20 protein-coding genes, 1 tRNA gene and 2 pseudogenes are annotated in these 26,489 nt (G+C 70.1%); 14 read left to right on the forward strand and 9 right to left on the reverse strand.

Going from position 1 to position 26,489, the window contains the following annotated elements; translation table 11 throughout:
• Positions 1 to 86 precede the first annotated feature (86 nt).
• The 3 genes from tmk to AC08OU_RS03700 all read left to right on the forward strand — a co-directional run bounded on the left by tmk (position 87) and on the right by AC08OU_RS03700 (position 4,664).
• Entirely contained in the window at positions 87 to 2,270 is a 2,184-nt protein-coding gene (gene tmk / locus AC08OU_RS03690; RefSeq protein WP_476598867.1) for a dTMP kinase, read from the forward strand.
• 57 nt (positions 2,271 to 2,327) lie between these two features.
• Positions 2,328 to 3,572, forward strand: a complete 1,245-nt coding sequence (locus AC08OU_RS03695) for a DNA polymerase III subunit delta' (RefSeq protein WP_476598869.1) — start codon at positions 2,328 to 2,330, stop codon at positions 3,570 to 3,572.
• 195 nt (positions 3,573 to 3,767) lie between these two features.
• Positions 3,768 to 4,664, forward strand: coding sequence for a PSP1 domain-containing protein (locus tag AC08OU_RS03700; RefSeq protein ID WP_476604358.1), 897 nt, complete (start codon positions 3,768 to 3,770; stop codon positions 4,662 to 4,664).
• On the opposite strand, the gene AC08OU_RS03705 is transcribed toward AC08OU_RS03700, so the two are convergent.
• Entirely contained in the window at positions 4,646 to 5,380 is a 735-nt protein-coding gene (locus AC08OU_RS03705; protein ID WP_476598873.1) for a response regulator transcription factor, read from the reverse strand. The two genes, AC08OU_RS03700 and AC08OU_RS03705, sit on opposite strands and share 19 nt — an antisense overlap.
• A 331-nt stretch (positions 5,381 to 5,711) precedes the next feature.
• On the opposite strand from AC08OU_RS03705, the gene AC08OU_RS03710 reads away from it, so the two are divergent.
• Positions 5,712 to 5,783: transfer RNA gene (locus AC08OU_RS03710), tRNA-Thr, on the forward strand.
• Positions 5,784 to 5,961: 178 nt separating this feature from the next.
• Here AC08OU_RS03710 and AC08OU_RS03715 read toward each other — a convergent pair.
• Entirely contained in the window at positions 5,962 to 6,501 is a 540-nt protein-coding gene (locus AC08OU_RS03715; protein WP_462185870.1) for an inorganic diphosphatase, read from the reverse strand.
• A gap of 89 nt (positions 6,502 to 6,590) precedes the next feature.
• Here AC08OU_RS03715 and AC08OU_RS03720 point away from each other — a divergent pair, with 89 nt between their 5' ends.
• From AC08OU_RS03720 to folE, 6 genes are all read left to right on the forward strand, one after another.
• Positions 6,591 to 7,007 carry a hypothetical protein gene (locus tag AC08OU_RS03720; protein WP_476591795.1) on the forward strand — a complete coding sequence of 139 codons (417 nt, stop codon included), beginning with the start codon at positions 6,591 to 6,593 and terminating at the stop codon, positions 7,005 to 7,007.
• A gap of 9 nt (positions 7,008 to 7,016) precedes the next feature.
• Positions 7,017 to 8,450 carry a D-alanyl-D-alanine carboxypeptidase/D-alanyl-D-alanine endopeptidase gene (gene dacB, locus AC08OU_RS03725; protein ID WP_476598875.1) on the forward strand — a complete coding sequence of 478 codons (1,434 nt, stop codon included), beginning with the start codon at positions 7,017 to 7,019 and terminating at the stop codon, positions 8,448 to 8,450.
• 95 nt (positions 8,451 to 8,545) lie between these two features.
• Complete coding sequence (locus tag AC08OU_RS03730) at positions 8,546 to 9,685, forward strand: zinc-dependent metalloprotease (RefSeq protein ID WP_476598877.1); 1,140 nt, start codon at positions 8,546 to 8,548, stop codon at positions 9,683 to 9,685.
• A gap of 73 nt (positions 9,686 to 9,758) precedes the next feature.
• Positions 9,759 to 11,546 carry a hypoxanthine phosphoribosyltransferase gene (gene hpt / locus AC08OU_RS03735; protein ID WP_476598879.1) on the forward strand — a complete coding sequence of 596 codons (1,788 nt, stop codon included), beginning with the start codon at positions 9,759 to 9,761 and terminating at the stop codon, positions 11,544 to 11,546.
• A gap of 235 nt (positions 11,547 to 11,781) precedes the next feature.
• Positions 11,782 to 14,043 carry an ATP-dependent zinc metalloprotease FtsH gene (gene ftsH / locus AC08OU_RS03740; RefSeq protein WP_476598880.1) on the forward strand — a complete coding sequence of 754 codons (2,262 nt, stop codon included), beginning with the start codon at positions 11,782 to 11,784 and terminating at the stop codon, positions 14,041 to 14,043.
• Positions 14,040 to 14,780: a GTP cyclohydrolase I FolE gene (gene folE, locus AC08OU_RS03745; RefSeq protein ID WP_476598882.1), complete on the forward strand. Its 741-nt coding sequence runs from the start codon at positions 14,040 to 14,042 to the stop codon at positions 14,778 to 14,780. Before ftsH ends, folE begins: the two co-directional genes overlap by 4 nt.
• A gap of 16 nt (positions 14,781 to 14,796) precedes the next feature.
• On the opposite strand, the gene hisG is transcribed toward folE, so the two are convergent.
• Both hisG and AC08OU_RS03755 read right to left on the reverse strand, forming a co-directional pair.
• Positions 14,797 to 15,645, reverse strand: coding sequence for an ATP phosphoribosyltransferase (gene hisG, locus AC08OU_RS03750; RefSeq protein ID WP_476598884.1), 849 nt, complete (start codon positions 15,643 to 15,645; stop codon positions 14,797 to 14,799).
• A 40-nt stretch (positions 15,646 to 15,685) separates the two neighbouring features.
• Complete coding sequence (locus tag AC08OU_RS03755; protein ID WP_462185852.1) at positions 15,686 to 16,015, reverse strand: phosphoribosyl-ATP diphosphatase; 330 nt, start codon at positions 16,013 to 16,015, stop codon at positions 15,686 to 15,688.
• A gap of 156 nt (positions 16,016 to 16,171) precedes the next feature.
• On the opposite strand from AC08OU_RS03755, the gene AC08OU_RS03760 reads away from it, so the two are divergent.
• The 3 genes from AC08OU_RS03760 to AC08OU_RS03770 all read left to right on the forward strand — a co-directional run bounded on the left by AC08OU_RS03760 (position 16,172) and on the right by AC08OU_RS03770 (position 20,314).
• Positions 16,172 to 16,966 carry a Cof-type HAD-IIB family hydrolase gene (locus AC08OU_RS03760; protein WP_476598888.1) on the forward strand — a complete coding sequence of 265 codons (795 nt, stop codon included), beginning with the start codon at positions 16,172 to 16,174 and terminating at the stop codon, positions 16,964 to 16,966.
• A 262-nt stretch (positions 16,967 to 17,228) separates the two neighbouring features.
• Positions 17,229 to 18,797, forward strand: coding sequence for a TldD/PmbA family protein (locus AC08OU_RS03765; protein ID WP_462185849.1), 1,569 nt, complete (start codon positions 17,229 to 17,231; stop codon positions 18,795 to 18,797).
• On the forward strand, positions 18,794 to 20,314 hold the full coding sequence (locus tag AC08OU_RS03770; RefSeq protein ID WP_476598890.1) for a metallopeptidase TldD-related protein: 1,521 nt from the start codon (positions 18,794 to 18,796) through the stop codon (positions 20,312 to 20,314). The genes AC08OU_RS03765 and AC08OU_RS03770 overlap by 4 nt, the downstream gene beginning before the upstream one ends.
• Positions 20,315 to 20,401: 87 nt before the next feature.
• Here the strand turns inward: AC08OU_RS03770 and AC08OU_RS03775 are convergent, their stop codons facing one another.
• The 4 genes and pseudogenes from AC08OU_RS03775 to AC08OU_RS03790 form a co-directional block, all read right to left on the reverse strand.
• Positions 20,402 to 22,198 carry a serine/threonine-protein kinase gene (locus tag AC08OU_RS03775; RefSeq protein ID WP_476598892.1) on the reverse strand — a complete coding sequence of 599 codons (1,797 nt, stop codon included), beginning with the start codon at positions 22,196 to 22,198 and terminating at the stop codon, positions 20,402 to 20,404.
• Positions 22,199 to 22,428: 230 nt separating this feature from the next.
• Positions 22,429 to 22,518, reverse strand: a pseudogene (locus AC08OU_RS03780) (IS5/IS1182 family transposase); the annotation flags it as partial.
• A gap of 180 nt (positions 22,519 to 22,698) precedes the next feature.
• Positions 22,699 to 23,271: pseudogene (locus AC08OU_RS03785) on the reverse strand (bacterial proteasome activator family protein).
• An 81-nt stretch (positions 23,272 to 23,352) separates the two neighbouring features.
• A complete protein-coding gene (locus AC08OU_RS03790) occupies positions 23,353 to 24,357 on the reverse strand; it encodes an NAD(P)H-quinone oxidoreductase (RefSeq protein ID WP_476598894.1) in 1,005 nt (334 codons plus the stop codon).
• An 886-nt stretch (positions 24,358 to 25,243) separates the two neighbouring features.
• Here AC08OU_RS03790 and AC08OU_RS03795 point away from each other — a divergent pair.
• Positions 25,244 to 26,023 carry a SigE family RNA polymerase sigma factor gene (locus AC08OU_RS03795; RefSeq protein ID WP_462203695.1) on the forward strand — a complete coding sequence of 260 codons (780 nt, stop codon included), beginning with the start codon at positions 25,244 to 25,246 and terminating at the stop codon, positions 26,021 to 26,023.
• Positions 26,024 to 26,207: 184 nt separating this feature from the next.
• Here the strand turns inward: AC08OU_RS03795 and AC08OU_RS03800 are convergent.
• Positions 26,208 to 26,489: hypothetical protein (locus AC08OU_RS03800; RefSeq protein WP_476604359.1), on the reverse strand; the 282-nt coding region annotated here is incomplete at its 5' end.

Genomic DNA, 26,489 nt, shown 5'->3' on the forward strand with positions numbered 1-26,489 from the left:
ACTTGGAATCCACATCTGGTGACACAGGGCCGTCCGATGTGACCGGCAGGTCCACCACCCCGGTCGAGACGTCCGGAGGAGACCCTGTGGCCACCGACCATGCAGCCGGGCATCGGGACGCCGGGCGGCGCCCACCCCGGCCCGTCCGGCGACCGCGGGCCCACCGCTCGCCGAGCAGGCATCCGGTGACGACGGTTCCCTCGCCGCCGCTGCCGTCCGCCATCGCCGCCGGAGGCGACAGCGACATCCGTGCCGTCCTACGGATCCCCGCGTTCCGCCGGATGTGGATTCAGCTCAGCCTGTCCAGCCTGGGTGACTGGATGGGTCTGCTGGCAACCACCGCACTGGTGACCCAGCTCCAGGAGAGCTTCTCCGGGCAGGCGTACGCCATCGGCTCGCTGCTGATCGTCCGGTTGATGCCGGCCCTGATCCTGGGCCCACTCGCCGGTGCCCTCGCCGACAGGCTAGACCGCCGGCTGACCATGGTCGTGACGGACGTCATGCGGTTCGGGCTGTTCATGTCGATCCCGATCATCGGAACGCTCGAGTGGCTGCTCATCGCCTCGTTCCTGGTGGAGGCGGTCACCCTGGTGTGGGCGCCGGCGAAGGACGCAAGCGTCCCGCACCTGGTCCCCAAGGAGCAGCTCGCAGCCGCCAACACCCTCAGCCTGATCATGACTTACGGCACGGCCCCGATCGCCGCGACGATCTTCACGATGCTTGCGACGATCTCACGGACGCTCGGCTCCAGCGTGTCGTTCTTCCATGACTCCTCGCTCGACCTCGCGTTGTACTTCAATGCGGCGACGTTCCTCGGCTCGGCAATCGTGATCTGGGGACTGAAGGGCATCGGACGGGCCGCGCGGCCGGAGACCGGCCCCGAGCCCGGGTTCCTGGCCTCCATCACCGAGGGATGGCGCTACGTCGGCCAGGACAAACTGGTCCGCGGACTCGTCGTGGGCATCCTGGGCGGGTTCGCCGGCGCCGGCTGCGTCATCGCCCTCGGCCGGCTCTACGTGGAGATCTTGGGCGGCGGCGACTCCGCGTACGGGGTGCTCTTCGGCGCGGTGTTCGTCGGCCTCGCCGCCGGCATGGCCGCCGGTCCCAGGCTGCTCGGCGACTACAGTCGGACTCGCCTGTTCGGCGTCTGCGTGACCGGGGCGGGTATCACCCTGGTGATCGTCGCGATCATCCCGAACCTGGTCATCGCCTGCATCCTCGTGGTCGCGGTGGGGGCGTTCGCCGGCGTGGCCTGGGTGACCGGATACACCCTGCTCCAAGCCGAGGTCTCCGACAAGCTGCGGGGGCGCACCTTCGCCCTGGTGCAGTCGCTGGTCCGCATCGACCTGCTGCTCGTGCTCGCCGCCGCGCCCGGGCTCGTTGGCCTCATCGGCTCGCACGAGATCCATCTGTGGGGCGACATCAACGTCCGCGCGGACGGCGTCACCGCGGTCCTGCTCGCCGGCGGGCTGCTCGCCGTCGCGGTCGGCCTGTTCGCCTATCGGCAGATGGACGACCCGACCGGAGCCGCGGTCTGGCCCGAGCTGTGGAACGCGCTGCGCGGCCGGCAGCCGGCGGCCGTACGTCCCCGCCACGCCGGCCTGTTCATCGCGATCGAGGGCGTCGATGGCGCCGGCAAGAGCACCCAGGTGGAGCTGCTGCGGACGTGGCTCGCCTCCTCCGGCCGGGAGGTGGTGGTGACCTCCGAATCCGGCGGCACCGCGCTGGGAGCGGGCCTGCGGGAACTGCTCCTCGACCCGACGGTACGGCTGCACGCTCGGACCGAGGCGCTGCTGACCGCGGCGGACCGCGCTGAACACGTCGCGCGGGTGATCGAACCCGCGCTGGCCCGGGGAGCGATCGTCATCACCGATCGTTACGTCGACTCGTTCATCGCCTTCCAGAGCGTGAGCCGGGCCATCGGCACCGACGAGCTGTCCGTCCTCGCCCAGTGGGCGACGCACGCGCTGCTTCCCGACGTCACGGTCCTGTTGGATCTGCCGGCAGAGATCGTCCTGCGCCGCATGCGGATGGCCGCGTATCCCGGTCCGCCGCCGGGGCCGCCGGACGGCCCGGCCGAGGCGGACGACGCCGGGAAGTTGACCTTCCATGGCCGGGTACGCGAGGCGTTCCGCCGGCTGGCGCAGAAGGAGCCCGATCGTTATCTTCCGCTCGACGCGACGCGGTCACCGGAGGAGATCCACGCCGAGATCCGCTCGTTCATGGCCAGCCGCATCGATCGGCTGGCCGTCCCGCTCGGTGTGCTCTGACCGACGCGCTCCGGACCGACGCGCTCCGGACCGACGCGGCTTGGGGATGATGGCCCAGTGACGATCTGGGAGACGCTCGTCGGGCAGGACGCGGTGGTCGCGATGCTGAACGCCGCGGCGTCCGCCGCGAGTGCCGGGCTCGCGAGTGGAGGCGGCGCGCCGGCCGCCGCCCGTGCCGGGATGACGCACTCGTGGCTGTTCACCGGACCCGCCGGGGCAGGTCACCAGGACGCGGCGCGTGCCTTCGCCGCAAGCCTCACCTGCGAGAACGAGCCGCCGGGCTGCGGCGAGTGCACCGGCTGCCACACCGTGCTCACCGACACGGCCACCGATCTGCGAACCGTGCAGCCGGAGGGGCTCTCGCTCGGCGTGAAGGACGTGCGCGCGCTGGTACGCGACGCTGCCAGCGCCCCGACGGCCGGCCGCTGGCGCATCCTGCTGATCACCGATGCGGACCGGCTCACCGAGGCCGCGGCGAACGCCCTGCTCAAGGCCCTCGAGGAGCCGGCGGATCGGGCGGTGTTCCTGCTCTGCGCCCCCTCCGTGGAGGACGTGCTGCCCACCATCCGTTCCCGCTGCCGGACGGTCGCGCTACGGCTGCCCGCGGCCGCGGACGTCCGCGACGCGCTGGTTCGCGAGGGAGTCGACGAGCAGGTCGCCGAGACGGCGGCGCGAGCTTCCCAGGGCCATCTGGCCCTGGCGCGCCGGCTCGCCACGGATGAGCGGGTCCGGGCCAACCGGGCGGCGGTGTTGCGTATCCCGGCCCGGCTCGGCCAGGTCGGTGGCTGCCTGGCCGCGGCGGCCGATCTGGTGAACGCGGCGAACGCCGACGCGGAGGCCGCGAATGCGGAACGCGACGAGGTGGAGACCGAGGCGCTGAAGACCGCACTCGGCGTCGGTGCCACGGCGGTCGGCGGGAAGTCCAGGTCCGCGCGGGCCCCGAAGGCGGGGGCCAAGGGCCGGACGATGGTGGTGCGGGGTGCCGCGGGGGCGCTCAAGGAGCTGGAGCGAACCCAGAAGAGCCGAGGTCGCCGCACCGTCCTCGATGCACTGGACCGAGCCCTGGTGGACCTCGCGGGGCTGTACCGGGATGTCCTGGTCCAACAGCTCGGCGCCGGCGTCGACGCGATCCATCCTGATCACTGCGTCGAGGCCGCCGGATACGCCGCGGCCTCCACTCCGGAACAGACACTGCGCCGGCTGGAGGCCGTCCTCACGACCCGGGCGTCGCTGGCCAGGAATCCCGGTCTCGTCCCGCTGCTCGCGGTGGAGTCGCTCACCCTCGCACTACGCGACGCCTGACGACCGGCAACCCGCAATCCGCGACCCGCGACCCGCGACCGGCGGTGGGGACGAACCGGCGTAATGGCCTGTCTGGGCGGAAGGCCGGGCATATCGTGATCGCGACGCGGACATGCCGTTCGACCATGTCCGCCCGGGCGGGACCCGGCGGGCGGGCGCAGGGAGGTGACCGGTCGGATGCCGATGATGTGCGCGGTGGCGTTCTCCCCACGAGGCAAGCTCTACTATGCCGATCCTGGTTCCTGCAGCCCCCGGGTCGGCGACCGGGTGCTCGTCCCCAGCGAGGAGGGCCCCGAGGTCGCCACCTGCATGTGGGCGCCCCAGTGGGTCAGCGACGACATCGGCGACCTGCCGGTGCTCGTCGGGATGGCCGACGCGTCCGACATCCAGCGCGGGCAGGTCTCCCGGCGCCGGCGCGCCCGGGCGCGCGTCGCGGCCCGTCGCCTAGCCCGTGAGCATGACCTGCCGATAAAGATCGTCGGCGTCGACCACGTGATGGCCACCGGCGGCTACACAGTCTACTTCAGCGCGGAGGGCCACGTCGACTTCCGTGAGCTGGTACGGGATCTCAACCGGACGCTGGCGGCACGGGTCCAGCTACGGCAACTGTCCGCCCGCGACAGCGCCCGGGTTCAAGGCGGGATCGGTTCCTGCGGCCGCGACCTGTGCTGCGCTACTTTTCTCAACGACTTCGAGCCGGTGAGCCTGCGGATGGCCAAGGAGCAGAACCTCGCCCTCAATCCGATGCGCATCAGCGGGTCCTGCGGCCGGCTGATGTGCTGCCTGCGTTACGAACATCCCCTCTACGAGGAGTTCGCCGAAGCCGTGCCCGCGGTCGGAGACCGGGCGACGACCCCACACGGTGCGGGCCGGGTCGTGCGGCACGATGTTCCGCGCCAGCAGGTGGTCGTGGTTCTCGACGGCGGGGGCCGGACCTCGTGCGACCGGCGCGGATGCCTGCGCCTCCCGGCAGGTCCACGACGCCGCCTACCCCGGCGGCCCAGCGGGATGCTCCCCCCCCCGGACAGCACCTCTACAGCCGGCGGGGATGCGACAGCCCGGCGGGGAGGACGTCACGGGTCGAAGCGGTAGCCCATCCCGCGCAGGGTCGTGACCAGCCGGCGCTGCGGTGGACGACCCTCGACCTTGGTTCGTACCCGCCGGACGTGCTCGGTGACGGTGGCGGGGTCCTGGAACCGCGTGCCCCACACCTGCTCGAGGAGTTCCTCCCGGCTGAAGAGCCGCCGAGGATGCCGGGCGAGGAAGGCCAGCAGCTCGTACTCGCGCGCGGTCAGATCGATGCGCTCCCCGGCGACGGCGACCTCGCGGGCCCGCAGGTCGATGGAGACGTCTCCGTAGACGAGCGGGTCGCTGCCGTCCCCGGTGCGCTGCGGCGGCGGTTCCGCCGGCCGCCGGCGAAGCCGGGCACGCACCCTGGCCACCAGTTCTCGCAGCGAGTAGGGCTTCACGACGTAGTCGTCCGCGCCCAGCTCGAGGCCGACCACCCGGTCGACCTCCTCGGCCCGCCCGGTGAGCATGATCACCGGAACCTCGCTGGTCTGGCGGAGGTGGCTCAGGACGGCGAAGCCGTCCATCCTGGGCATCGCGACATCCAGCACCACCAGATCGATCTCGGTGGTCTGGAAGAGCCGAAGAGCGGCCTCGCCGTCCGCGGCCTCCAGCACCCGATAACCGAATCTCTCCAGACTGCGCGCAAGTGCTATGCGAGATGCCTCATCGTCCTCAGCGACGAGGAGCGAGGCTCCTCGCGTCGTCACTGCTGGTGCAGCGTCTCCGGCCCCGGTCATGGTGCGAAACCCTACGCATCCTCACCGGAACCACTGCGACCGGGGGTGGTGATTTACGGTGTTGCAGCATCCAAAGCTAGCTAAATGTGACATAAAGCGAATAATTTGCCGACTTAGGGCCATTTTGGCGACATAGCGCATCCCTCACCATGACAGCCCGAGACGGAGGCCTTCCAAACCGTGCCCGCCACTGGTGGCGTCACCGTGGAGGGCTGGGATCCGGGGCGACGGCGGGCATCTCGGCCCGCGCACAACCACCGGACCACCGCCGGGTCGAGCCCGCCCACGCATCTGGCATACTCGACCCGGGCCAGTGCGATCCTGGCCGTTCGCCGGAGTAGCTCAGTGGCAGAGCAATCGCCTCGTAAGCGATAGGTCGCGGGTTCAATCCCCGCCTCCGGCTCGCTCCCCCTCCCACCAGGGCATGGCCCAGTTAACAGGGATCATGGTCTCACAGCTCACCGGTCCATGACCTGTCAACTTGCATCGCTCCGGGCTCGTCCCGTGGGTTCCTGAACCTGTCCCACCCCGCTTGGGACGTGGGACAGGTCGTTACGGATACCACAAACCGGACGGAGGGATCAGGCCGACCTGGGTTCGGCCTCTTGGTCGTGCCCGTCCGCCTCCCCGGCCTCCGCCTCGCGCAGCCGCTTGATGGACGCCAGGATCTCCCGCTCAGCCTCCTTGCGGTCCACCCAGGAGGCGCCCTCCACCGACTTACCGGGCTCGAGGTCCTTGTAGACCTCGAAGAAGTGCTGGATCTCCAACCGGTCGAACTCCGGCAGGTGCCGCAGATCCCGCAGGTGCTCCTGCCGGACGTCGGCCACCGGCACGCAGAGAACCTTGTCGTCCGGGCCCTTCTCGTCGGTCATCTCGAACATGCCGATCGTCCGGCACCGCACCAGGCAGCCCGGGAACGTCGGCTCCTCCAGCAGGACGAGGGCGTCCAACGGATCACCGTCGCGCCCGAGGGTTCCCTCAATGAACCCGTAGTCCGACGGGTAGTGGGTGGAGGTGAACAGCATCCGGTCAAGCCGGATACGGCCGGTGTGGTGATCCATCTCGTACTTGTTGCGCTGCCCCTTGGGGATCTCGATGGTCACATCGAACTCAAGGTCCACTCCGCTCCCTGTCTCCTTCGTCTTCGCCCGGTCCGCACCGGGGCGATCGCCGTTTGTCACATGGTGCTCGTTCAAGCCGTGCCGTGCTCATGGCGCAGTACGTCGTGCTCGTGCCGTACGTCGTGCTCTGCCAGGCGGCGGATGTGCCCCGCCCGGGGCGCGGGCCACCCACTCCAGTGACCGCAACGAGGCATCACACCCACGACGGCGCACCTAGTGTCGCGGACGCCGCCTCCCACCCGAACCGCACCGTCGACACCACCACGTTTCCACCGCCGGATCTCCCGGGCACCGGAACCATGATGGCCACCGGCGACACGCCCGGTGGGGCGTTCTTCGTACCAGTGCCGCCCGCCGGCACGACACCTCTGGTATCCCGCCGCAAACCCTGGTGTCCCACTGCAAACCCTGGTGTCCTACCGCGGCGGGACACCGCCGGGCATGCCCGCGGCGACGGATCCGGGTTCACCCGGCGCGCCGTCGCCGACCGCCCGCTGGTTGCGTAGTGTCGGTTAGTGACGTCAGCCGCACCGGTCGCCCGGGTAGGGGGGCTCACCGCTCTGGCCGGCGCGCTGCTCGCCGGGTCCCTGTCCCTCGGTCCCACCACCGGGTCAGCCGCGGAGCTCGCCGGCAACGGGTCCGACCGCGCGGGCACCGCGGTACTCGGCGGTCTCGATCCGGCCGCGCCGATCCCGCAGCCCGCGGCGGTGGCGGCCCGCCTCGCCGGTCCGCTGGGTGATCCCGTCCTGGCGCGGCCCGCGGCCTTCGTCGTCGACGCGCAGTCGGGTCGGGTGCTCCTTGACGTCCGGTCCCGCATCCCCGTGGCACCGGCCTCCACGTTGAAAACCGCGGTCGCCACCGCCGCGTTGACCACCTTCCCCGACGACCGGCTGCGGACCACGGTGGTCTACAGCCCGCCCGCGGGCGGGAACGCCCGCACATCAGGCGGAACACTGTGGCTCGTCGGCGGCGGGGATCCGACCCTGACCGCCTCCACCGCGCTCGACGGCTATCCGGCCCTGGCCCGGCTGAGCGATCTCGCCGCTCAGGTCCGGGCCGCGGGTATCACCTCGGCGGCTCGGGTGATCGGCGACGGAGGGCTGTTCGTCGGTCCGGACCGGGCGCCGGGATGGCGCGACAACTACGTGACCGACGGGGACGTCGCCCCGGTCTCGGCGCTGGAGGTCGACGCCGGACGGTCGGCACCGGGAGCCGCCGGACCGCGCAGCCCCACCCCGGCCGCCGCCGCGACCACGGCCTTCGCCGCGGCGCTCACGACCGCCGGAATATCCGTCGGATCGGTGGCCACCGGCCCGGCGGACCCGGCCGCGCAGCGGGTCGCGGCGGTCTACAGCCCTCCGGTGCGGGTCTTGGTCGAACGCATGCTCACCCAGTCAGACAACGATCTCGCCGAGAGCCTGGGACGGCTCGTCGCCCACCGGCGGGGCCTGCCCGCCTCGTTCGCCGGCGCCACCCACGCAGTGAGGGGCGTCCTCGCCGAGGCGGGCATCCCCGTCGCCGGGATGACACTGGCCGACGTGAGCGGCTTGTCCATCGCGAACCTGATCATGCCCATGACCCTTGTGGCCATCCTGCGCGCCGCGGTCCTCCCCGGTCGGCCGGCGCTGCGCACCGTTCTCACGGGGCTGCCGGTAGCCGGGTTTTCCGGTACGCTGGGTGATCGCTACACCACTGGCGACACCGCCATCGGAGCGGGCGATGTCCGGGCGAAGACCGGCACTCTGCACAACGTCAGCAGCCTCGCGGGCCAGCTCGTCGACGCGGACGGCAGGCTGCTCCTCTTCGCGTTCCTCTCGCCCGCCGAAGAGGCGGGCGGCACCAAGGCCGCCCTCGACCGGGCCGCCGCGGCGCTCGCCGGCTGCGGATGCACCCCGGCCCGGTCGACGACCGCGGCGATCCCGCCGGCACCATCGCGCCCACCGGCCTGAGCGGGACCGTCGGCGCCCCCGGCGCGTCCCGTCCCGTTCTCGGCACGGTCCATGACCGGACGCAGACGACGGGCGAGCCCGGTACGCTCAGATTCGTGGACGCCGAGCTGGTCGACTGGGAACTCGCCGTGACGACGGCGAGAAAACTGGTTCGCCCCGGCCCGCAGATCTCGCGGGAGCAGGCCGGCGAGGTCGTCTCCGAGCTGCGGCGACTGGCCGTCGAGGCCGAGCGGCACGTCGAGGACTACACCCGGCTCACTCCCGCCGGGCCGGCCACCCCCATCACCGTGGTGGACCGGCCGGAGTGGGTCCGCTCCAACGTCGCCGGTCTGCGGGTGCTGACCTCCCCGTTGCTGGACAAACTGTCCGAACAGCAGCGCGGCAACCTCGCCGCGGCGGTCGGTCGGCGGGTCACGGGGGTCCAGATCGGCACAGCCCTGGCCTATCTGGCTGGCAAGGTGCTGGGCCAGTACGAGGTCTTCCTGCCGCCGGAGGAGTACCAGGCCGGGAGGGACGATCCGGGTCCGCTCAACGTGCCCGGGTCGCTCGGGGTGCCGGGGTCGGTCGGGCGCCTCAGCCTGGTCGCACCGAACATCGCGCACGCCGAGGCAGCCATGGGGGTCGTGCCGCGGGACTTCCGGATGTGGGTATGCCTGCACGAGCAGACCCATCGCAGTCAGTTCACCGCCGTGCCGTGGCTGCGGACCCACCTGGAGTCCGAGATCACCGCGTTCATTGAGGCCACGGACCTCGATCCAGACGTCCTCGCGGACCGCGTCCGCTCGGCGATGAGCGCGCTGCGCGGGGCGGTGTTCGACCGGGGAGCCGACAGCCCGAGCGTCGTGGAGGCGCTGCAGACCCCGGCCCAGCGAGCGGTTCTCGACCGCCTCCAGGCCATCATGACGTTGTTGGAGGGCCACGCCGACCAGGTGATGGACGCGGTGGGACCGAAGGTTGTACCCACCGTCGCCGACATCCGGACGAAGTTCGAGGGTCGCCGCGGCGGGGGATCGCCGATCGACCGGTTCGTCCGCCGGCTCCTCGGTCTCGATCTCAAGCTGCAGCAGTACCGCCAGGGGGGGGCGTTCGTGCGTGCGGTGGTCGCGCAGGCCGGGGTGACAGGCTTCAACACCGTCTGGGAGTCACCGGCGGCGCTGCCGGCCCGCGCCGAGCTGGTCGATCCCACCGCCTGGATGCAACGGGTCCTGGGCAGCCGCCCGCCGATCTCGGCGTGAGCACCATGGTCGTCGGGGCCGCGGGGGTCGCCGACTCCCCGGGCTGTTCCACGTCCGCCTTCCGGCCGACGTTGTGACCCCACCGATCGCTGGTGAGGACCACGCCGGCCATGCCGGCGACGTCCGACCGGGCGATCCGGCTCCGCGCACGGTTCACTCGTCGAGATCTCCCGCTCCCGCGGTCGCGGCAGTCAGGCTGGCGGTTCGCCGCGCGGTCACCGACCTGCCACCCGGCGGACTGGTGCTGGTCGCCTGCTCCGGCGGCCCGGACTCCCTGGCACTCGCCGCGGCCCTCTCGTTCGTCGCCCCCCGCCGCGCCCTGCGGGCCGGCATGGTCACGGTCGATCATGGCTGGGACGCCGGCTCACCCGAACGGGCGGAGCGCGTCGCCCGCCAGGGTCGGGCCCTCGGCCTGGATCCGGTGGAGGTCCTGACCGAGCACACTGCTCGCTCCGAGGGGATCGCCCGACAGGCACGGCGGGCCGCGATCGCGGCGGCCGCCGATCGGCTCGGCGCCCAAGCGGTGCTTCTCGGCCACACGCTGGACGACCAGGCCGAGACGGTGCTGCTGAGGCTCGCGCGGGGCGCGGGCGCCCGGTCCCTCGGGGGGATGTCGGCCGACGACGGCCTGCTTCGCCGGCCACTGCTCGGGATCCGCCGCGCGGACACCAGGGCCGCCTGCCTCGCCGAGGGGCTCGAGGTGTGGGACGACCCGACGAACCGGGACCCGGCGTTCACCCGGTCCCGGGTGCGTCACACGGTCCTGCCGGTGCTGGAGACGGAGCTCGGCCCGGGCATCGCCGAGTCGCTGGCGCGCAGTGCCGATCTGTTGCGGGCCGACGCGGACGCCCTGGACGCCATGGCCGCCGAGGTCTACGGCAAGGTCGTCATGGCTCGTGGCCAGCCGTGCACCGGCGAGGTCGCCTTCGACGTCGCCGCACTGGCCGGGCTCACCGCGGCGCTCCGCGGTCGGCTGCTGCGCCGGGCGGCCATCGACGTCGGAGCGTCGGCCTCCGCGCTGCGCGCGGAGCACATCTGGGCGGTGGAGGAGTTGGTAACGCGGTGGCGCGGACAGAAGCCGGTACCGCTTCCCACCGGCGCGCTCGCCCGGCGATGGGAGAACAGGGTCACGCTGACCGGGCCGGTGGTTCCTCCACCGTCGTCAGCCGGCCCCGCCGCCCGACAGCCGGATGCCGCCCGACAGCCGGATGCCGCCACCCCGCCACACATCGAGGAGGACGACCAGGTGAGTCAGGCCGCGACGACGACCCCCGACGCCGGAGGCGCCCATGACGGCCTCCGGCACAGCCCGCATCCCGACATCGCCGAGGTCCTGGTCAGCTCGGACGAGATCGCCGCGAAGATCGTCGAGCTCGCGGCCAGAGTGGACGCCGACTACGCCGGCCGGGAGATCCTGCTCGTGGGCGTGCTCAAGGGCGCCGTCATGGTCATGGCGGACCTGTCCCGCGCGCTGACGGTCCCGCTGACCATGGAGTTCATGGCGGTCTCCTCGTACGGGTCGTCGACCTCCTCGTCCGGCGTGGTGCGCATCCTCAAGGATCTGGACCGGTCGATCGAGGGCCAGGACGTCCTGGTGGTCGAAGACATCATCGACTCCGGGCTGACCCTGTCCTGGCTGCTGAAGAACCTGCGCTCACGCGGCCCCGCCTCGCTCGAGGTCCTGGCGCTCTTCCGTAAGCCCGAAGCTGTCACCGTGGACGTAGATGTCCGATATGTCGGCTTCGATATTCCCGGCGCGTTCGTCGTCGGGTATGGTCTTGACTACTCGGAGTATTATCGAACCCTGCCGTTTGTCGGGACCCTCACACCCGCGGCGATCGAGCGGGGCGCCCCGGCCTGAACCTGCCGGCCTTCCGCCCGCTCGGATACGCCCTCGATCGCCGCATCCGCCACGAGCGAAACACCGAACACCATCAGACCGCCACGATCGGAACAGCGCGGGCCGCCGATCCGTTGGTCGGATGTACGCGCGGTGAGATGCGCGCACCGGCGGTACCCTCGGCACAAGGGAATCCCGATCGAGGGCAGCACACACGTCAGGAGGGTGGAGCGCTCGTGTCCGGTGCTCCAGACAGATGACTCCAAGAAGAATTTTCCGCGGCTGGGTGCCACTGCTGCTCCTGGTCCTGTTCGTGATCATTCTCACGACGGGTGTCCTCTCGGGTCCCAGTGAGTACGGCAAGCGAGACCTGAACTTCGTCCAGCAGCAGATCGACGAAGGCCAGGTGGCGAAGGCCAAGATCCAGGATTCGAAGCAGCTCATCCAGATCCAGACGAAGGACGGCCAGAAGTTCGAGTCGTCCTATGTCACCGAACAGGGTGTCGTCCTGGCGAACGAGCTCCGCAACAAGCGGGTCGCCTACGACGTCTCGGTCGACCGTGGAAACATCCTGGTCTCGCTCCTGCTGAACCTGCTGCCCGTACTGCTGGTCGTCCTTCTGCTGTTCTTCTTCATGAACCAGATGCAGGGCGGCGGTAACCGGGTCATGAACTTCGGCAAGTCCAAGGCGAAGCTGGTGAGCAAGGACACGCCGAAGACGACGTTCGCCGACGTGGCCGGTGCGGACGAGGCCATCGAGGAGCTCGAGGAGATCAAGGAGTTCCTCGAAAACCCGGGCAAGTTCCAGGCGATCGGAGCCAAGATCCCCAAGGGGGTCCTGCTCTACGGCCCGCCGGGAACCGGCAAGACGCTGCTGGCCCGGGCCGTCGCGGGTGAGGCCGGGGTGCCCTTCTACTCCATCTCGGGCTCCGACTTCGTCGAGATGTTCGTCGGTGTCGGCGCCAGCCGGGTCCGCGACCTGTTCGAACAGGCCAAGGCCAATGCGCCCGCCATCGTCTTCGTCGACGAGATCGACGCCGTGGGCCGCCACCGCGGAGCGGGACTCGGCGGTGGCCACGACGAGCGGGAGCAGACGCTCAACCAGCTCTTGGTCGAGATGGACGGGTTCGACGTCAAGGGCGGGGTCATCCTCATCGCCGCGACGAACCGGCCCGACATCCTCGACCCGGCCCTGCTGCGGCCCGGCCGCTTCGACCGGCAGATCGTCGTGGACCGGCCGGACCTGCTCGGCCGCGAGGCCATCCTGCGGGTGCACTCCAAGGGCAAGCCGATCGGCCCGGACGCCGACATGATGGTCATCGCCCGGCGGACCCCCGGGTTCACCGGTGCCGATCTCGCCAACGTACTGAACGAGGCGGCTCTGCTGGCCGCCCGCTCCAACCTGAAATTCATCTCGTCGGGGCTGCTCGAGGAGTCCATCGACCGCGTGATGGCGGGACCGGAGCGCAAGACCCACGCGATGAGCGACAAGGAGAAGAAGCGCATCGCTTACCACGAGGGCGGCCACGCCCTGGTCGCGCACGCACTGCCCAACTCCGACCCGGTGCACAAGGTGACCATCCTGCCCCGGGGGCGCGCGCTCGGGTACACGATGCAGCTTCCCCTGGAGGACAAGTACCTCTCGACCCGCTCGGAGATGCTCGACCGCCTCGCCGTCCTCCTCGGCGGGCGCACCGCCGAGGAGCTGGTGTTCCACGACCCGACCACGGGGGCGAGCGACGACATCGAGAAGGCCACCCAGATCTCGCGAGCAATGATCACCCAGTACGGGATGAGCGACAAGCTCGGCGCGATCAAGTTCGGCACCGAGAACAGCGAGGTCTTCCTCGGCAAGGAGGTCGGCCACCAACGCGACTACTCCGAGGAGGTCGCCAGTGAGATCGACATCGAGGTGCGCCGGCTGATCGAGGCCGCACACGACGAGGCCTGGGAGATCCTGGTGACCTACCGGGACGTCCTGGACAACCTCGTATTGCGGCTGATGGACACCGAGACACTGAGTAAGGACGAGGTCGCCGAGGTCTTCGCGACGGTCCAGAAACGCCCCGTGCGTGGCATCTACACCGGGGTGGGGCGTCGCGTCCCCTCCGACCGGCCACCGGTGCAGACTCCGGCCGAGCTCGGCCTGCTGACGGCGGATGTCGCCGACCTGGTGAACGACCCGGGCCACGGTAATGGTGCCGCCGGACGCGGACCGGGCGGCAACGGGGCCGGGGGCAACGGGGCCGGCGGTCACGGTCAGCCCACCGGCGTGCCGGGGGCACCCGCGGGCTCGGGCCCCGGGGTCGACCCGCCCGGTCCGGGCGGGGGCGTACCGCACGGCACGGATGTCGGTGGTCCGGGTGGGAATGGCAGCCCCGGGGGGCACGGTTATCCCCAGGGCCGGGGCACGCCGGCGCCCCCCGGAGGCGAAGGTCCGGCCCATGACGGGCCGAGGATCGCCAACCCGTGGGCCCCGCCGAGCTGGCCGAGCGACGACGAGAGGAGACGCCGTTGACGTCTTATTCCGACGAGGCGTCCACTGCCGCGGGCGAACGACGAGGTGAATCATCTCCCGCGGCGGAGGCCCCAGGAATGGACGGTTTCGGCATCCCGGACCCCATCGCCGACGGCGACGGACCGGCTGTGTCAACCCCGGCGCCGGGCAATGGCAGGCCGCGGCAGGCCCGTCCCTTCGACCATGACCGAGTCGCACGCGCAGTTCGTGAGCTACTGATCGGGATCGGCGAGGACCCGGACCGCGAGGGTCTTCGCAAGACCCCGGACCGGGTCGCGCGGGCGTACCGGGAAGCCGTCGAGGGTCTTGGCCGGGATCCCTCCGAGGTCCTGACCACCGTCTTCGATGAGGGCCACGACGAGATGGTGCTGGTCCGTGACATCGATTTCTCGTCGCTGTGCGAACATCACCTGGTCGTGTTCTCCGGCAAGGCGCACGTCGCCTACATCCCCAACAGCAAGGGCCAGATCACGGGCCTGTCGAAGCTCGCCCGGCTGGTCGACCTCTACTCCCGTCGCCCGCAGGTCCAGGAACGGCTGACCTCGCAGATCGCGGACGCCCTCGTCGAGGTGCTCGACCCGCGCGGAGTGATGGTCGTCATTGAGGCGGAGCACCTGTGTATGTCGATGCGCGGTGTGCGCAAGCCCGGGGCCACCACGGTGACATCCGCGGTGCGTGGCCAGTTCCTCAGCACCGCTACCCGCAACGAGGGCATGTCGCTCATCCTGCACAGGTAGCTCCGGGTAGCAGGGATTACAGGCGGCAGGCCTGAATCCCGGAGACGAGGATGCCCCGGGCACCCAGCTCCCAGAGATCGTCCATCATGCGGTTGACCTCGGCGCGCAGCACCATCGCCCGCACCGCGACCCAGTCCTCGCGCTGCAACGGAGAGATCGTCGGGGACTCGTAGCCAGGTGTGATTTCGCATGCCTTGTCGAGCACGGCCGTCGGAACGTCGTAGTCCATCATCACGTACCGCCGGGCGACCAGAACCCCCTGGATCCGGCGCAGCAGACGCTCATGCGAAGGGGACAGATCGGCGCCCCTCTTGGCGATCACGATGGCCTCCGAGCGCAGGACCGGCTCGCCGAGCAGCTCCAGACCCGCGGCCTTGAGCGTACGGCCGGTCTCGACCACGTCGGCGACCGCGTCGGCGACGCCGAGCCGCACCGCCGTCTCGACCGCACCGTCCAAAGTCACGATGCCACCCGGGGTGACCCCCCGACCGGCAAGGTCGGCCCGGACCAGCGCGGGGAACGACGTCGCGATCCGCTTGCCGGCGAGCTCCGTGATGTCCGCGAGCGTCCCCTCCGGAGCGGCGTAACGAAACGTGGCGAACCCGTATCCAAGCGGAACGAGCTCCTCGGCGGCGGCATTGCTGTCGAGGAGGAGATCACGCCCGGTGATACCAAGATCGAGACGACCCGACCCGACGTAGACAGCGATATCCCGAGGGCGCAGGAAGAAGAACTCGATGTCGTTCTCGACGTCGGCGACCACCAGCTCGCTCCCCTCGCGCCGCGCGAGGTAGCCGGCATCGGAGAGCAACTGACCGGAGGCGGCCGACAACGCCCCCTTGTTCGGAACCGCGATACGAAGCATCGTCACTACTCAGCGTCTACGAGAAAGGACAGGGCATCGATCACAGATGGGAGTATACGTCGTCTAACGAAAGGCCTAGAGAAATCATCAGCAGCTGACTCCAGTAGAGTAACTGGGAGATCTCCTCGGCGGCCCTTCCCCGGCCTTCGTGCTCGGCCGCCATCCACGCTTCAGCGGCCTCCTCGACCAGTTTCTTGCCCAGATGGTGGACGCCCTGATCGAGCGCGGCGACAGTTCCCGAGCCGGGTGTCCGACGCCGCCATTTCTCGGCAAGCTCGACGAAGAGTTCGTCGAATGTTTTCAGGTTGGATACATTCGACGAATCGGATGCGCCGACGGATGGCACGGCGGGCCGATCGGCAGGGACCATGCTCGGCATGCTACCCGTCACCGGGCGGACGACCTCCGCCCCGCAGGCCCGCGGCGCGGAGCGGCACACGACGACCACAGACACGCGCTCCGCGGCCAGCCGGCGAGCCGGTGCGACGGAGTCCCTCCACCGGCCGCCATGTTGCTGGTTAACTTGATGACTGTGCTTCCGCCCGCGATCATCGCCACCGACCTGGACGGGACGCTGATCCGCAGCGACGGCACGGTGTCCGAACGCACCCGCGGGGCGCTGCGCCGGGTGGAACGCGCCGGGGCGACCGTGGTGTTCGTGACGGGACGACCCAGTCGGGTGATGGCCGGCGTCGTCGCCCAGACCGAGGTCTCTGGGCTCGCGATCTGCGCGAACGGCGCGCTGGTCTTCGATCTCGACTCCGGCGAGCCGGTCAGCCATCGCTGCCTGGAGTCGGCCACGGCCCTGCGGCTGGCGGCGGCGATCCGCGCCGCGGTTCCCGACGCGGTGTTCGCGGTCGAGAGCGGCGTGCGCTTCGGCCGGGAACCCGCCTTCGAGACGATGTGGCCCGATCCCGAGGAGATCGTCGCGGAGTTCTCGGAGCTGCTGGGCGTCCTGCCGGCGACGAAACTGCTTGTCCGGCGGGGCGGCGCTCCGTTTACGGAGGTGTACGACGCCATCGTCGAACTCGCCGGGATGGAGGCCGTCGTCACAACCTCCAGCGCGGACCTTCTCGAGATCGCGGGACCGGGGGTGTCGAAGGCGGTGGCACTGGCTGAACTCGCCGCCGGGCGGGGGGTGATCGCCGCCGACGTCATCGCGTTCGGAGATATGCCGAACGATCTACCGATGTTCGCTTGGGCCGGATACGCGGTCGCCGTCGCGAATGCCCATCCCGAAGTACTGGCCGCCGCCGACGAGATCACCGTGTCGAATGATGAGGACGGGGTCGCGATCGTCCTGGAGCGTCTTTTCCCATAACTACAATGATCTTCTTGGGTATTCTGGTCCATCCCGATCCCGACCGGGCCGCATACCGGGCCGGGCACTCTTCGTGAATACCCTCCGGCCGGTTCCCGGCCGACGACGGGGATTCCCGGCGGACCGCGGCGTTGATGCCTGCCCGGCCGGATCCGGACACGGCAGCGCCTCCCGGTCTCGCGCTCTCGCAGCGTCTGCATGCGCAGCGTCATCCGAGCATGCCGCCCCGACATCCGTCGCACAGACGGGCCAGGATAGGGGCATGGCAACCCTCGTCCAGAACTCGGCCTCATCCGGGCTGCCGGCTCACGAGATCGACGGCGAGTTCCTCGCGCTGCCGCGCACCGCGCTCGCCGACGCGGCTCTGCAGACCGCACGTGATCTCGGCGCGACGCACGCCGACATCCGCATCGAACGGCTCAAGGACTCCTCGCTGTCGTTCCGCGACACCTCGCTGGAAAGTCGCCATGAAGGCGCGACGCTGGGTTTGGCTGTCCGGGTGGTACACGGCGGCACCTGGGGTTTCGCCGCCGGCGTCGACCTGACGACGGACGAGGCGGCGCGGCTGGCCCGCGAGGCCGTCGCGATGGCCCAGGTCGCCGCCCCGCTCAACTCCGAACCGGTCGAACTCGCCCCGGAACCGACCCACACCGACGCGGTCTGGGTCTCGGCCTACGCGACCGACCCGTTCGCGGTCGACGCCCGGGACCGGGTCGAACGGGTCGGCGGCCTGTGTCGGACGCTGTTCGCGGCGCACGATGTCGACCATGTCGACGGCCGGTTCAGCGCGGTGATGGAGAACAAGTACTACGCCGACCTGACCGGGACCACGACGACACAGCAGCGGGTGCGGGTGATCTGCCAGATCGAGGCGACCCGGGTCGATCCCGCGGGCGGCTTCGAGTCGATGCGCACGATCGCCCCGCCCGTCGGTCGCGGCTGGGAGTGGCTGGTGGCGGGCCCCGCGGCCGGCTGCTGGGACTGGGAGAGCGAGATCGACCTGATCCCAGGTCTGCTCGCCGAGAAGTCCGGGGCCTCCTCGGTCGAACCAGGGCCGTACGACCTGGTCATCGACCCGTCGAACCTGTGGCTGACGATCCACGAGTCGATCGGGCACGCCACCGAGCTCGACCGGGCGCTCGGCTACGAGGCCGCCTACGCCGGTACCTCCTTCGTCACCCTCGACCAGCTGGGCACGCTGCGGTACGGCTCCCCGGCGATGACCGTCACCGGGGACCGCACGGCCCTGCACGGGCTCGCGACCATCGGCTACGACGACGAGGGCGTGCAGACCCGCCGGTTCGACATCGTCCGCGACGGCCAGTTCGTCGGGTATCAGCTCGACCGGGCGATGGCGGCCCGCAATGCCGCCGTGCTCGGTGTCGACCGCTCCAACGGCTGCGCGTTCGCCGACTCCCCCGCCCATGTGCCGATCCAGCGGATGGCGAACGTCTCCCTGCTCCCGGCGCCCGGCGGCCCGTCGACCGAGGAGCTGATCAGCCGGGTCGACCGCGGCATCTACGTCGTCGGGGACAAGAGCTGGTCGATCGACATGCAGCGGTACAACTTCCAGTTCACCGGCCAGCGGTTCTACGAGATCCGCTCTGGTCGCATCGTCGGCCAGCTCCGCGACGTCGCCTACCAGGCGACGACGACCGACTTCTGGGGGTCCCTGGAGGCCGTGGGAGGCCCCGAGACCTACGTGCTGGGCGGTGCGTTCAACTGCGGCAAGGGCCAACCCGGCCAGGTCGCGGCCGTCAGCCACGGCTGCCCGTCGGCTCTGTTCCGCGGCACCAACATCCTCAATGCTCGCCGAGAGGCCGGTCGATGAGCCGGCCGGCCGGACCGGAACCAGTCTCAGCCGACGGAGGAAGCATGGTGCGCGAGGCCACCCACGAGATCGTCGAACGCGCCCTGGGCCTGTCGAAGGCGGACGGCTGCGTAGTGATCGCCACCGAGTCCAGTGCGGTGAACCTGCGCTGGGCCAACAACACGTTGACGACCAACGGCGCCAGCCGGGACCGGTCGATCACCGTTATCAGCGTCATCGGCCGCTCGTTCGGGGTGCGGACGGCCTCCACCATCGACTCCCCCGGTCCCGGCGGCCGCCCCACCGCGCGTCCCACCGACCTGCCGCATCCCACCGATGCCGACGGCCTCGCGGAGCTCGTCCGCGCCGCCGAGGACGCGGCCCGGGACGCCGAGGATGCCGAGGACTACACGGACCTGCTCGGGCTGGACACAACGGCCGTCCGCGCGGGTGCGGGGTCGGCGGGCGGCGCGGCCGAGGCCTTCACCGATCCGGCCGCCCGAACCAGCACCACGGTGTTCGCCTCCTTCGCCCGGGACCTCGCGGAGGCGTTCGCCGCGACGCGGGCGGGCGGGCGGCGGTTGTTCGGCTTCGCCGAGCACAATCTGACCACCACGTGGCTCGGGACGTCGACGGGGCTACGGCTGCGGTACAGCCAACCGACCGGCAGCGTGGAGTGGAACGCCAAGAGCGGCGTTCCCGGTGGCTCGGTCTGGCACGGCCAGTCGACCCGTGACTTCACCGACGTCGACGTCGCGGATACCGACGCGGCGCTGCGCGACCGGCTGGCCTGGTGCGAACGGTCGCTGGAACTGCCGGCCGGCCGGTACGAGACGCTGCTGCCGCCCTCCGCGGTGGCGGATCTGATGATCTACATGTACTGGACGGCTGCCGGTCGGGACGCGGCCGAGGGCCGGACGGTCTTCAGCCGGGCCGGCGGCGGCACGCGTCTCGGCGAGGCGATCGGACCGGCGGGGCTGCGGCTGGCCAGCGATCCGCACGACCCGGAACTCGCGACGACCCCCTTCGTGACCGCGCAGTCCTCCTCGTCGATGTCCAGTGTCTTCGACAACGGGCTGGCGCTGAGGCCCACCGACTGGATCTCGGACGGCACCCTCGCCGCCCTCGTGGAGACCCGCGCGTCCGCCCGTGCCACCGGGGTCCCGACCACCCCGATGATCGACAATCTGATCCTGGACGGCGGAGGCTCCGCGTCGCTGCAGGAGATGATCGCCTCGACGAAACGCGGGCTCCTGCTCACCAGCCTGTGGTATATTCGCGAAGTCGATCCCGAGGTGCTTCTGCTCACCGGCCTCACCCGGGACGGGGTCTACCTGGTGGAGAACGGTGAGGTCACCGGGGCCGTCAACAATTTCCGCTTCAACGAGTCACCGGTCGACCTGCTCGGCCGCCTGGCCGAGATCGGCGCCACCACCCGCACCATGGCGCGGGAATGGGCGGACTGGTTCACGCTCACCCGCATGCCCGCGGTACGGATCCCCGACTTCAGCATGTCCTCGGTCAGCCCGGCGAACTGACCGCCGGGCCTTCCGGGGACGGACGCGGATGCTCTCGTACCTGGTCACCCCGCCGCCGGGCCGACGGGGTTCTCACATCCTGGACGGTTAGGACGTCAGCAGGTTCGCGTGATCCTCCCACCAGCTGTAGAGGCTCGACAGGCTGGCACCCTCCTTGGACACCGCGACCTTGTCGTCGTCGAAGCCCCAGGCGATCCGGTAGTCACCGTTGCTGAGACGGATGCAGACAAGCGGTCCGCGTTCGTCGCCGTTGTGGTTCCACCGGCTGGACCCCTCCTCCCCGGAGCGGCATCGGCCGGTCCCGTCCACGTGGGACCGCTGCCCGGCGAAATAGTCGTTATAGGCGCTCCGGGTGGAGAATTTTCGCAGATAGACCAACGTGGTGTCGGTTGCCGTCTTGCAGGAGAGCGCTGCGATCACGTCGTATTTCGATTCCAGGTCGGCGCGCCCCCTGCACGTCGAACGATTGAGAACGGAAGCCTTGAGAAGATCGTAGAGGCTTTCCTGACTCGCCGTGAACCGTGGGACGGTTGACGGGCTGGCCACAGGCGGGTCCGGTGGATCTGATTCCGCCACGGTCGTCGACGGTACGACGGCGGGAGTCGGGGACGGCGCGGCGCTCGGCGTCGCGGCCACGGGCGCGGGCGCGGTGACCATGGCTGGCGCTGTTCGCGGCGACGCGGGGCTGGTCGTCGGCGTGCGGAGGGTCGGGTGAGCCGGCGAGGTCCAGGGAGCAACGGTCGCCGGTCCGCCCGCCGAAATCGCCGTCAGTCGCCAGACGCCGACCATGGCCCCGGATGCCAGCAGGAGGACGGTGAGGACGACCGCGGGAACGACCAGTCTCCGGCCCCGCCGTAGGCCTCGCGCATCCGTTGGCCGACCGGGTGCGCGGTCGCCTTCAGAAACCTTGTGGTGCACGATGGTTGGCGACTCGCTCGTGTCCCTCGCTCTCGGCGCGCCCTGGCTGCCGTCGGACGCCGTTCTCAGGGAACCCTCCGGATCGCTGAGAACGGTGTCGTCCAAGGGAACGGAGGATGCCGGTGAGACCCCCAGCGCGCTGGTCCCGACGTTGCGGCCAAGAGCGTCAAGCTCCTCGACGATCTCTGTGACGGAAGGTCGCCGCTCCAGATCGAGGGCCATCATCCGTCGGATCAGGCTCCGCAGCTCCGGCGGGATGTTCACCGGCAGCTCGGGCACGTTCCCGGCAAGTATGGTCGCCGGCCCGTCACCGGGACGGGGCGCGAAGGGCGCGACACCCGCGAGCAGGGTGTGCAGGGTGGACCCGAAGGCGTAGACATCCGCAGCGGTTCCGTACTGGCCGCCGTTCAGGACCTCTGGCGCGCAGTGGATGGGAGTGTAAGCGGCAAGGCTTGCGGACGCACCCGGATCGGCCATGATGGCGGCCGTACCGAAGTCGCTGAGAACGATATGCCCGTCCGGGGTGACGAGCAGGTTGCTGGGCTTGATGTCCCGGTGGATTATGCCGGCGCCGTGCGCGGCGACAAGCGCCCGGGCCAGCCGCGTGCCGACACCGATGGCCTCCGGCACGGACAGCGCGCCACCGTCCCGGATCCGCTCGGCCAGGGAGCCATCGCGGAGGTACTGCATGACGGTGAACGGTCTTCCGTCAGCCGTCGTTCCTGCTCCGAAGACGCTCACGACCTCCGGAAGATGGGACAGCCTGCCAACCGCCTGGCATTCACGGCTGAAACGGCGGGCGGCGTCGCCGCCTCCCAGGGCAGCATTGATAATCTTGATTACCACGGTTCTGGCGAAAAGATTCTGATGGGCAGCGTAGATAACACTGAAACCACCGAGCGCGATCAGATTGAAATCCCGATAGGGGACGTAATGAAGTAACAAATACGTGATCGAGAGCATCATCGCAGGTCACAGGCCTGTGGAGGGCTCGAAACGCGCAAGTTATTTCATTTCGACTCCATTCCCCCGTTTACACCGATCCCTGTTCAGGTTGGCGTCGCCACCTCAACTTTTATAAATCCCAAGACGCGGCTGTGCCGGATGGCTGACGACATCCCAGGCGCGGATCATCTTCCGCCCAAGCCGGATCATAACAGTCCCGCCACCGGCATTCGGGGCATCACGTGGATTGGATCGTGGTGACGGGACCGCCAGGCACACCCGGCCCGCACCCAGTAGGCCATCGCGTTCACGATCTCCCGCTGTTCGTGCACCGGCGGCCGGAGCCGCGAACGGCGGTAACCGACCGCAGACAGACCACAGACGATCTCGCGGTCCGCTGGTCCGCTGGTCCGCTGGTCCGCTGGTCCGCTCGTCCGCTCGTCCGCTCGTCCGCTCGTCCGCTGGCCAGGTGGCCAGGTGGTCCGGGACTCACGGATCGGGGACTCGCGAGTCCCGGACGGTCAGAGGTAGGCCCCGCGGCCGAACGTCTCGCTGCCGGGCTGCTGCCCGCTCGGCAAGGCCCGCCGGCGCATCTCCTCGAGCTAAGCCTTGGCGGCCATCTGTTGGGCGAACAGCGCGGTCTGCAGGCCGTGGAACAGACCCTCGAGCCAGCCGACCAGCTGTGCCTGGGCGATCCGCAGCTCGGCATCTGACGGCGTGCGCTCCTCGTCGAACGGCAGCGACAGCCGATCGAGTTCCGAGTGCAGGTCCGGGGCAAGCCCGTCGGAGAGCTCCTGGATGGAGCTGCGGTGGATCTCGCGCAGCCGGACTCGGCTCGCGTCGTCCAGCGGGGCGGCCCGGACCTCCTCCAGCAGCTGTTTGATCATGGTGCCGATGCGCATCACCTTGTCGGGCTGGGCGACCAGCGCGGCGATGGGGTTGCCGCCGTCCGGGTCCTCCGCAGCCTGCAGCGCCTGGTCACCGCCTGGGGCCAGCGGCCGCACCGGTCGGTTGAGTACCCCCGAGTCCGCGGTCTCGTGCAGCGCGCCGTCAGGCCCGACGACCATGACGCGGGGTTCCGGTTGATCCGTCATGCCCCCTATCCTGCCCCGTGATCCGCCTCTCACGGCACTGGCTTCGCCTCCACGGTCACGCCGAGTGTCACCCATCGAGGGTCATTCCGGGATCGTGAGTACTACCTTTCCGACATGTCCGAAATCAGCCACATGCTGGTGTGCCCGCGCGACCTCGGTGATCGGCAACACCCGATCGACGACCGGCCGGATCGCCCCCGCCTCGATCGCCGGCCAGAAGTCGCCGCGGACACCGGCCACGATGTCGGCCTTCTCCTCGACCGGCCGCCCGCGCAGCGACGCGGCGTGGACCGCCGCCCGCTTGGTGAGCAGGGCGCCGAGGTTGAGCTCCCCTTTCACCCCGCCCTGCAGGCCGATGACTACCAGGCGGCCTCCCACGGCCAACACGGCGACGTTGCGGGCGAGATACACCGCGCCCATGTTGTCGAGGATGACGTCCGCCCCGTGGCCGTTGGTAGTCTCGCGGATCCTGGCAACGAAGTCGTCGTCGCGGTAGGAGACCGCGAGGTGGGCGCCGAGCCCCCGCACCCTGGCCAGTTTGGCCGCAGTGCCGGCGGTGGTCGCGACCAGCGCGTTCGGACGTAGCGCGCGGACCGCCTGGATCGCGAAGGTCCCGATGCCGGACGCCCCGCCGTGCACGAGGAAGACCTCATGGTCGCGCAGACCGGCGATGCCGAAGACCGTGGAGTACACCGTGCAGGCCACCTCGGGCAGAGCGGCCGCCGTGATGAGGTCGACCCCGGCCGGGACCGGCAGCACCTGGCCGACCGGCACGTTCACCCGACTCGCGTAGCCGCCCCCGCTGAGCAACGCGCACACCTCGGCCCCGACCTCGGCCCCGACCTCGACCCGGTCCACGCCGACGCCGAGAGCCGCCACCCGCCCGGAGCACTCCATCCCGATGATCTCAGAGGCGCCGGGCGGCGGCGGGTAGAAACCTTGCCGCTGGAGCAGGTCCGCGCGGTTCACCGCCATCGCGACCACCTCCAGGGTGACCTCGCCGGGCCCCGGGGCAGGAGGGTCAGCCACCGTCGACCACGTCATGACCTCGGGCCCACCGGGCGCTTTCACCGTCACAGCATGCACCCGTCACACGCTACGGCTCCTCGGCACGCGACGCCGCGGCATCATCCGGCGTGCGGGCATGTTCATGCCACGGCCGTACAGATGTTCCGGTGGGGTGGACGACGCCGGCTCGGGCCTCAGACCGGCTCGGGCTCCGGTTGGGGTGAGCCGGGAGCCGGCTCGGTATACGGCGAGGGCTCGTGCGGAGCCGGCGGCAGGTCAGGAGCGTCGGGCAGGAGCGGGCCTGGATCATCCGGGATCGGGGCGTCCGGATCGAGCGGGGGCGGGGGACTCGGGCGATGGGGACGGACGGCCTCGGGCATCGCGACAGACGGGGTAAACAGACCAGACCGGGTAGACAGGACAGACAGGACAGACACAGATTTCGCCGTACCCGGCGGGCGTCGCGGCGGAAACATCTTCCTAGCATCCCATGTCGGCCGCTCGACCCTCGCCGCGGCCTGATCGCCGGCCATCCCGCTGGACCGGCGTCGCGCATCCGTGCGCCGCCCCGTCCTCGCGACCGTCCCGCCCGGATCTCGGTTCATCGGCTCGCACCTCCGGCCCTATGCCGTCAAGTCCTATGCCTCTATATCCTATAATGTGGCTGCCTCGGCCGGTCCGAGACGGGTTTGTCCCCGTGGCCGATGCCAACGCGCGCCAGGACCATCACCATGTGTGGCCAGCCCGACATCATCGGACCGAGGGTAAAGCCACTGCTTCGAGCGTATTAACAGTGACCGCCCCACTCGGCATCCAGGTACCACGACGCATACCCGATCGAGTCGCTACCGTCATATGCACATCGCCCTGAACTCATGGTTCTCTGCAACCAGTGACAGACGACCACAGCATCGGCTGTCCGGCCGGCGCCGCGGACGCGCCGGCCTCGACGGGCCCGGGGAGCGTGCCAGTGGAAGCGGTCGCGGCCGACGACGAGCCCGAACATCCCCATACCCAGGCGGAGTTTCATGCCTTCTTCGAGAGACATCACCGCGAGCTGAGCCGGTTTGCGTATCTCCTGACTGGCGATCACGACGTCGCGGACGACATCACCGCGGACGCTCTGACGGCCGCCTGGTCCGCATGGGACCGGGTCCGCTCCGCAGACCTTCCACTGGCGTATGTCCGGCGGATCGTCGCCAACCTGGCGGCCGACCGGGTCCGGAAGGTCGTCCGCGAGCGACGCGGGCTGCTCTTCCTTGGTCAGCGGGCCGACCAGTCGGCGCGGATACCCGATCTCCCCGCGGTCATGGATCTGCGCTCCGCGCTGATGACACTGCCGCCGGGCAAACGTGCGTGTGTCGTGCTCCGCTACGCCTTCGACCTGTCGGAGATCGAGACGGCTCGCACGCTGGGTATCTCCGTCGGCACGGTGAAGAGCCAGACCGCCAAGGGAGTCGCCGAACTGGAGCGGATTCTCCAGAACACCGAGCTACCGCCGGCCGGTGCCGCGGAGGTGGCGAGGCCACAGGTAGCGTCCGGTCAGTCGGGCACGTCACGCGGCGCCACATCCCGATCGGGCGGTTCCCGGGTGAATGGGTCCCGATCGGGCTCGGGTCGCCTGGGACGGCGGCGGGGCAGTGGTCAGTCCGGCAAACCGGCGGGTCCGAGCCGGTCGGCGTTCGCCTGCCTCGGCCGCGTCAAGCTATGGCCCTGGTGGCAACAGCGAGTCGGCGAGGCATAGATGACGCAGAAGGCGCCCGGGGTTCCAGGGGCCCGATCATGATGCGCAGGGTGGCGCGGCGGCGCGGCGCGGCGGGCCTCCGGCCGATTGCCGTCCCTCCGCTCCGGGGACGGGTGACCGCGTGGCTAGCGACCACGGAACAGGCGACCGTGGAACCAACAGCTCGAGCGCAGATGGTCGAGGGTCAGCCGATCGCGTCGGCGAGTTCCGCGGCGGCGACGGTCATGGCGGCAATCTGGGGGAGCTCCCGTTCCCCGACCGACTCCGCGGCATGCTGAGCGCCGAGATGGGCCGGCACCGCCCCGACTCCGATCGCATCCGCAGACGTGTCGCGGCGGCAGTCGATGCTCCCCTGAGCGGCACGATCATCCGCCCCCTCGGCCCGATCGGACCTGTCGGCCCGAGCGGTCCACTCAGCGCGAACGGACCACTCAGACCGCCTGGTTCGATCGGCTCCAGCACCCGG

Source organism: Frankia sp. CcMO1 (genome assembly GCF_977945845.1).

Coding starts and splice junctions, on each gene's coding strand:
- AC08OU_RS03705 (WP_476598873.1), bottom strand. CDS start 5,380: ATGACCGGGGCCGGAGACGCTGCACCAGCAGTGACGACGCGAGGAGCC.
- AC08OU_RS03720 (WP_476591795.1), top strand. CDS start 6,591: ATGGCGCAGTACGTCGTGCTCGTGCCGTACGTCGTGCTCTGCCAGGCG.
- ftsH (WP_476598880.1), top strand. CDS start 11,782: ATGACTCCAAGAAGAATTTTCCGCGGCTGGGTGCCACTGCTGCTCCTG.
- hisG (WP_476598884.1), bottom strand. CDS start 15,645: ATGCTTCGTATCGCGGTTCCGAACAAGGGGGCGTTGTCGGCCGCCTCC.
- AC08OU_RS03755 (WP_462185852.1), bottom strand. CDS start 16,015: ATGGTCCCTGCCGATCGGCCCGCCGTGCCATCCGTCGGCGCATCCGAT.
- AC08OU_RS03760 (WP_476598888.1), top strand. CDS start 16,172: ATGACTGTGCTTCCGCCCGCGATCATCGCCACCGACCTGGACGGGACG.
- AC08OU_RS03765 (WP_462185849.1), top strand. CDS start 17,229: ATGGCAACCCTCGTCCAGAACTCGGCCTCATCCGGGCTGCCGGCTCAC.
- AC08OU_RS03770 (WP_476598890.1), top strand. CDS start 18,794: ATGAGCCGGCCGGCCGGACCGGAACCAGTCTCAGCCGACGGAGGAAGC.
- AC08OU_RS03775 (WP_476598892.1), bottom strand. CDS start 22,198: ATGATGCTCTCGATCACGTATTTGTTACTTCATTACGTCCCCTATCGG.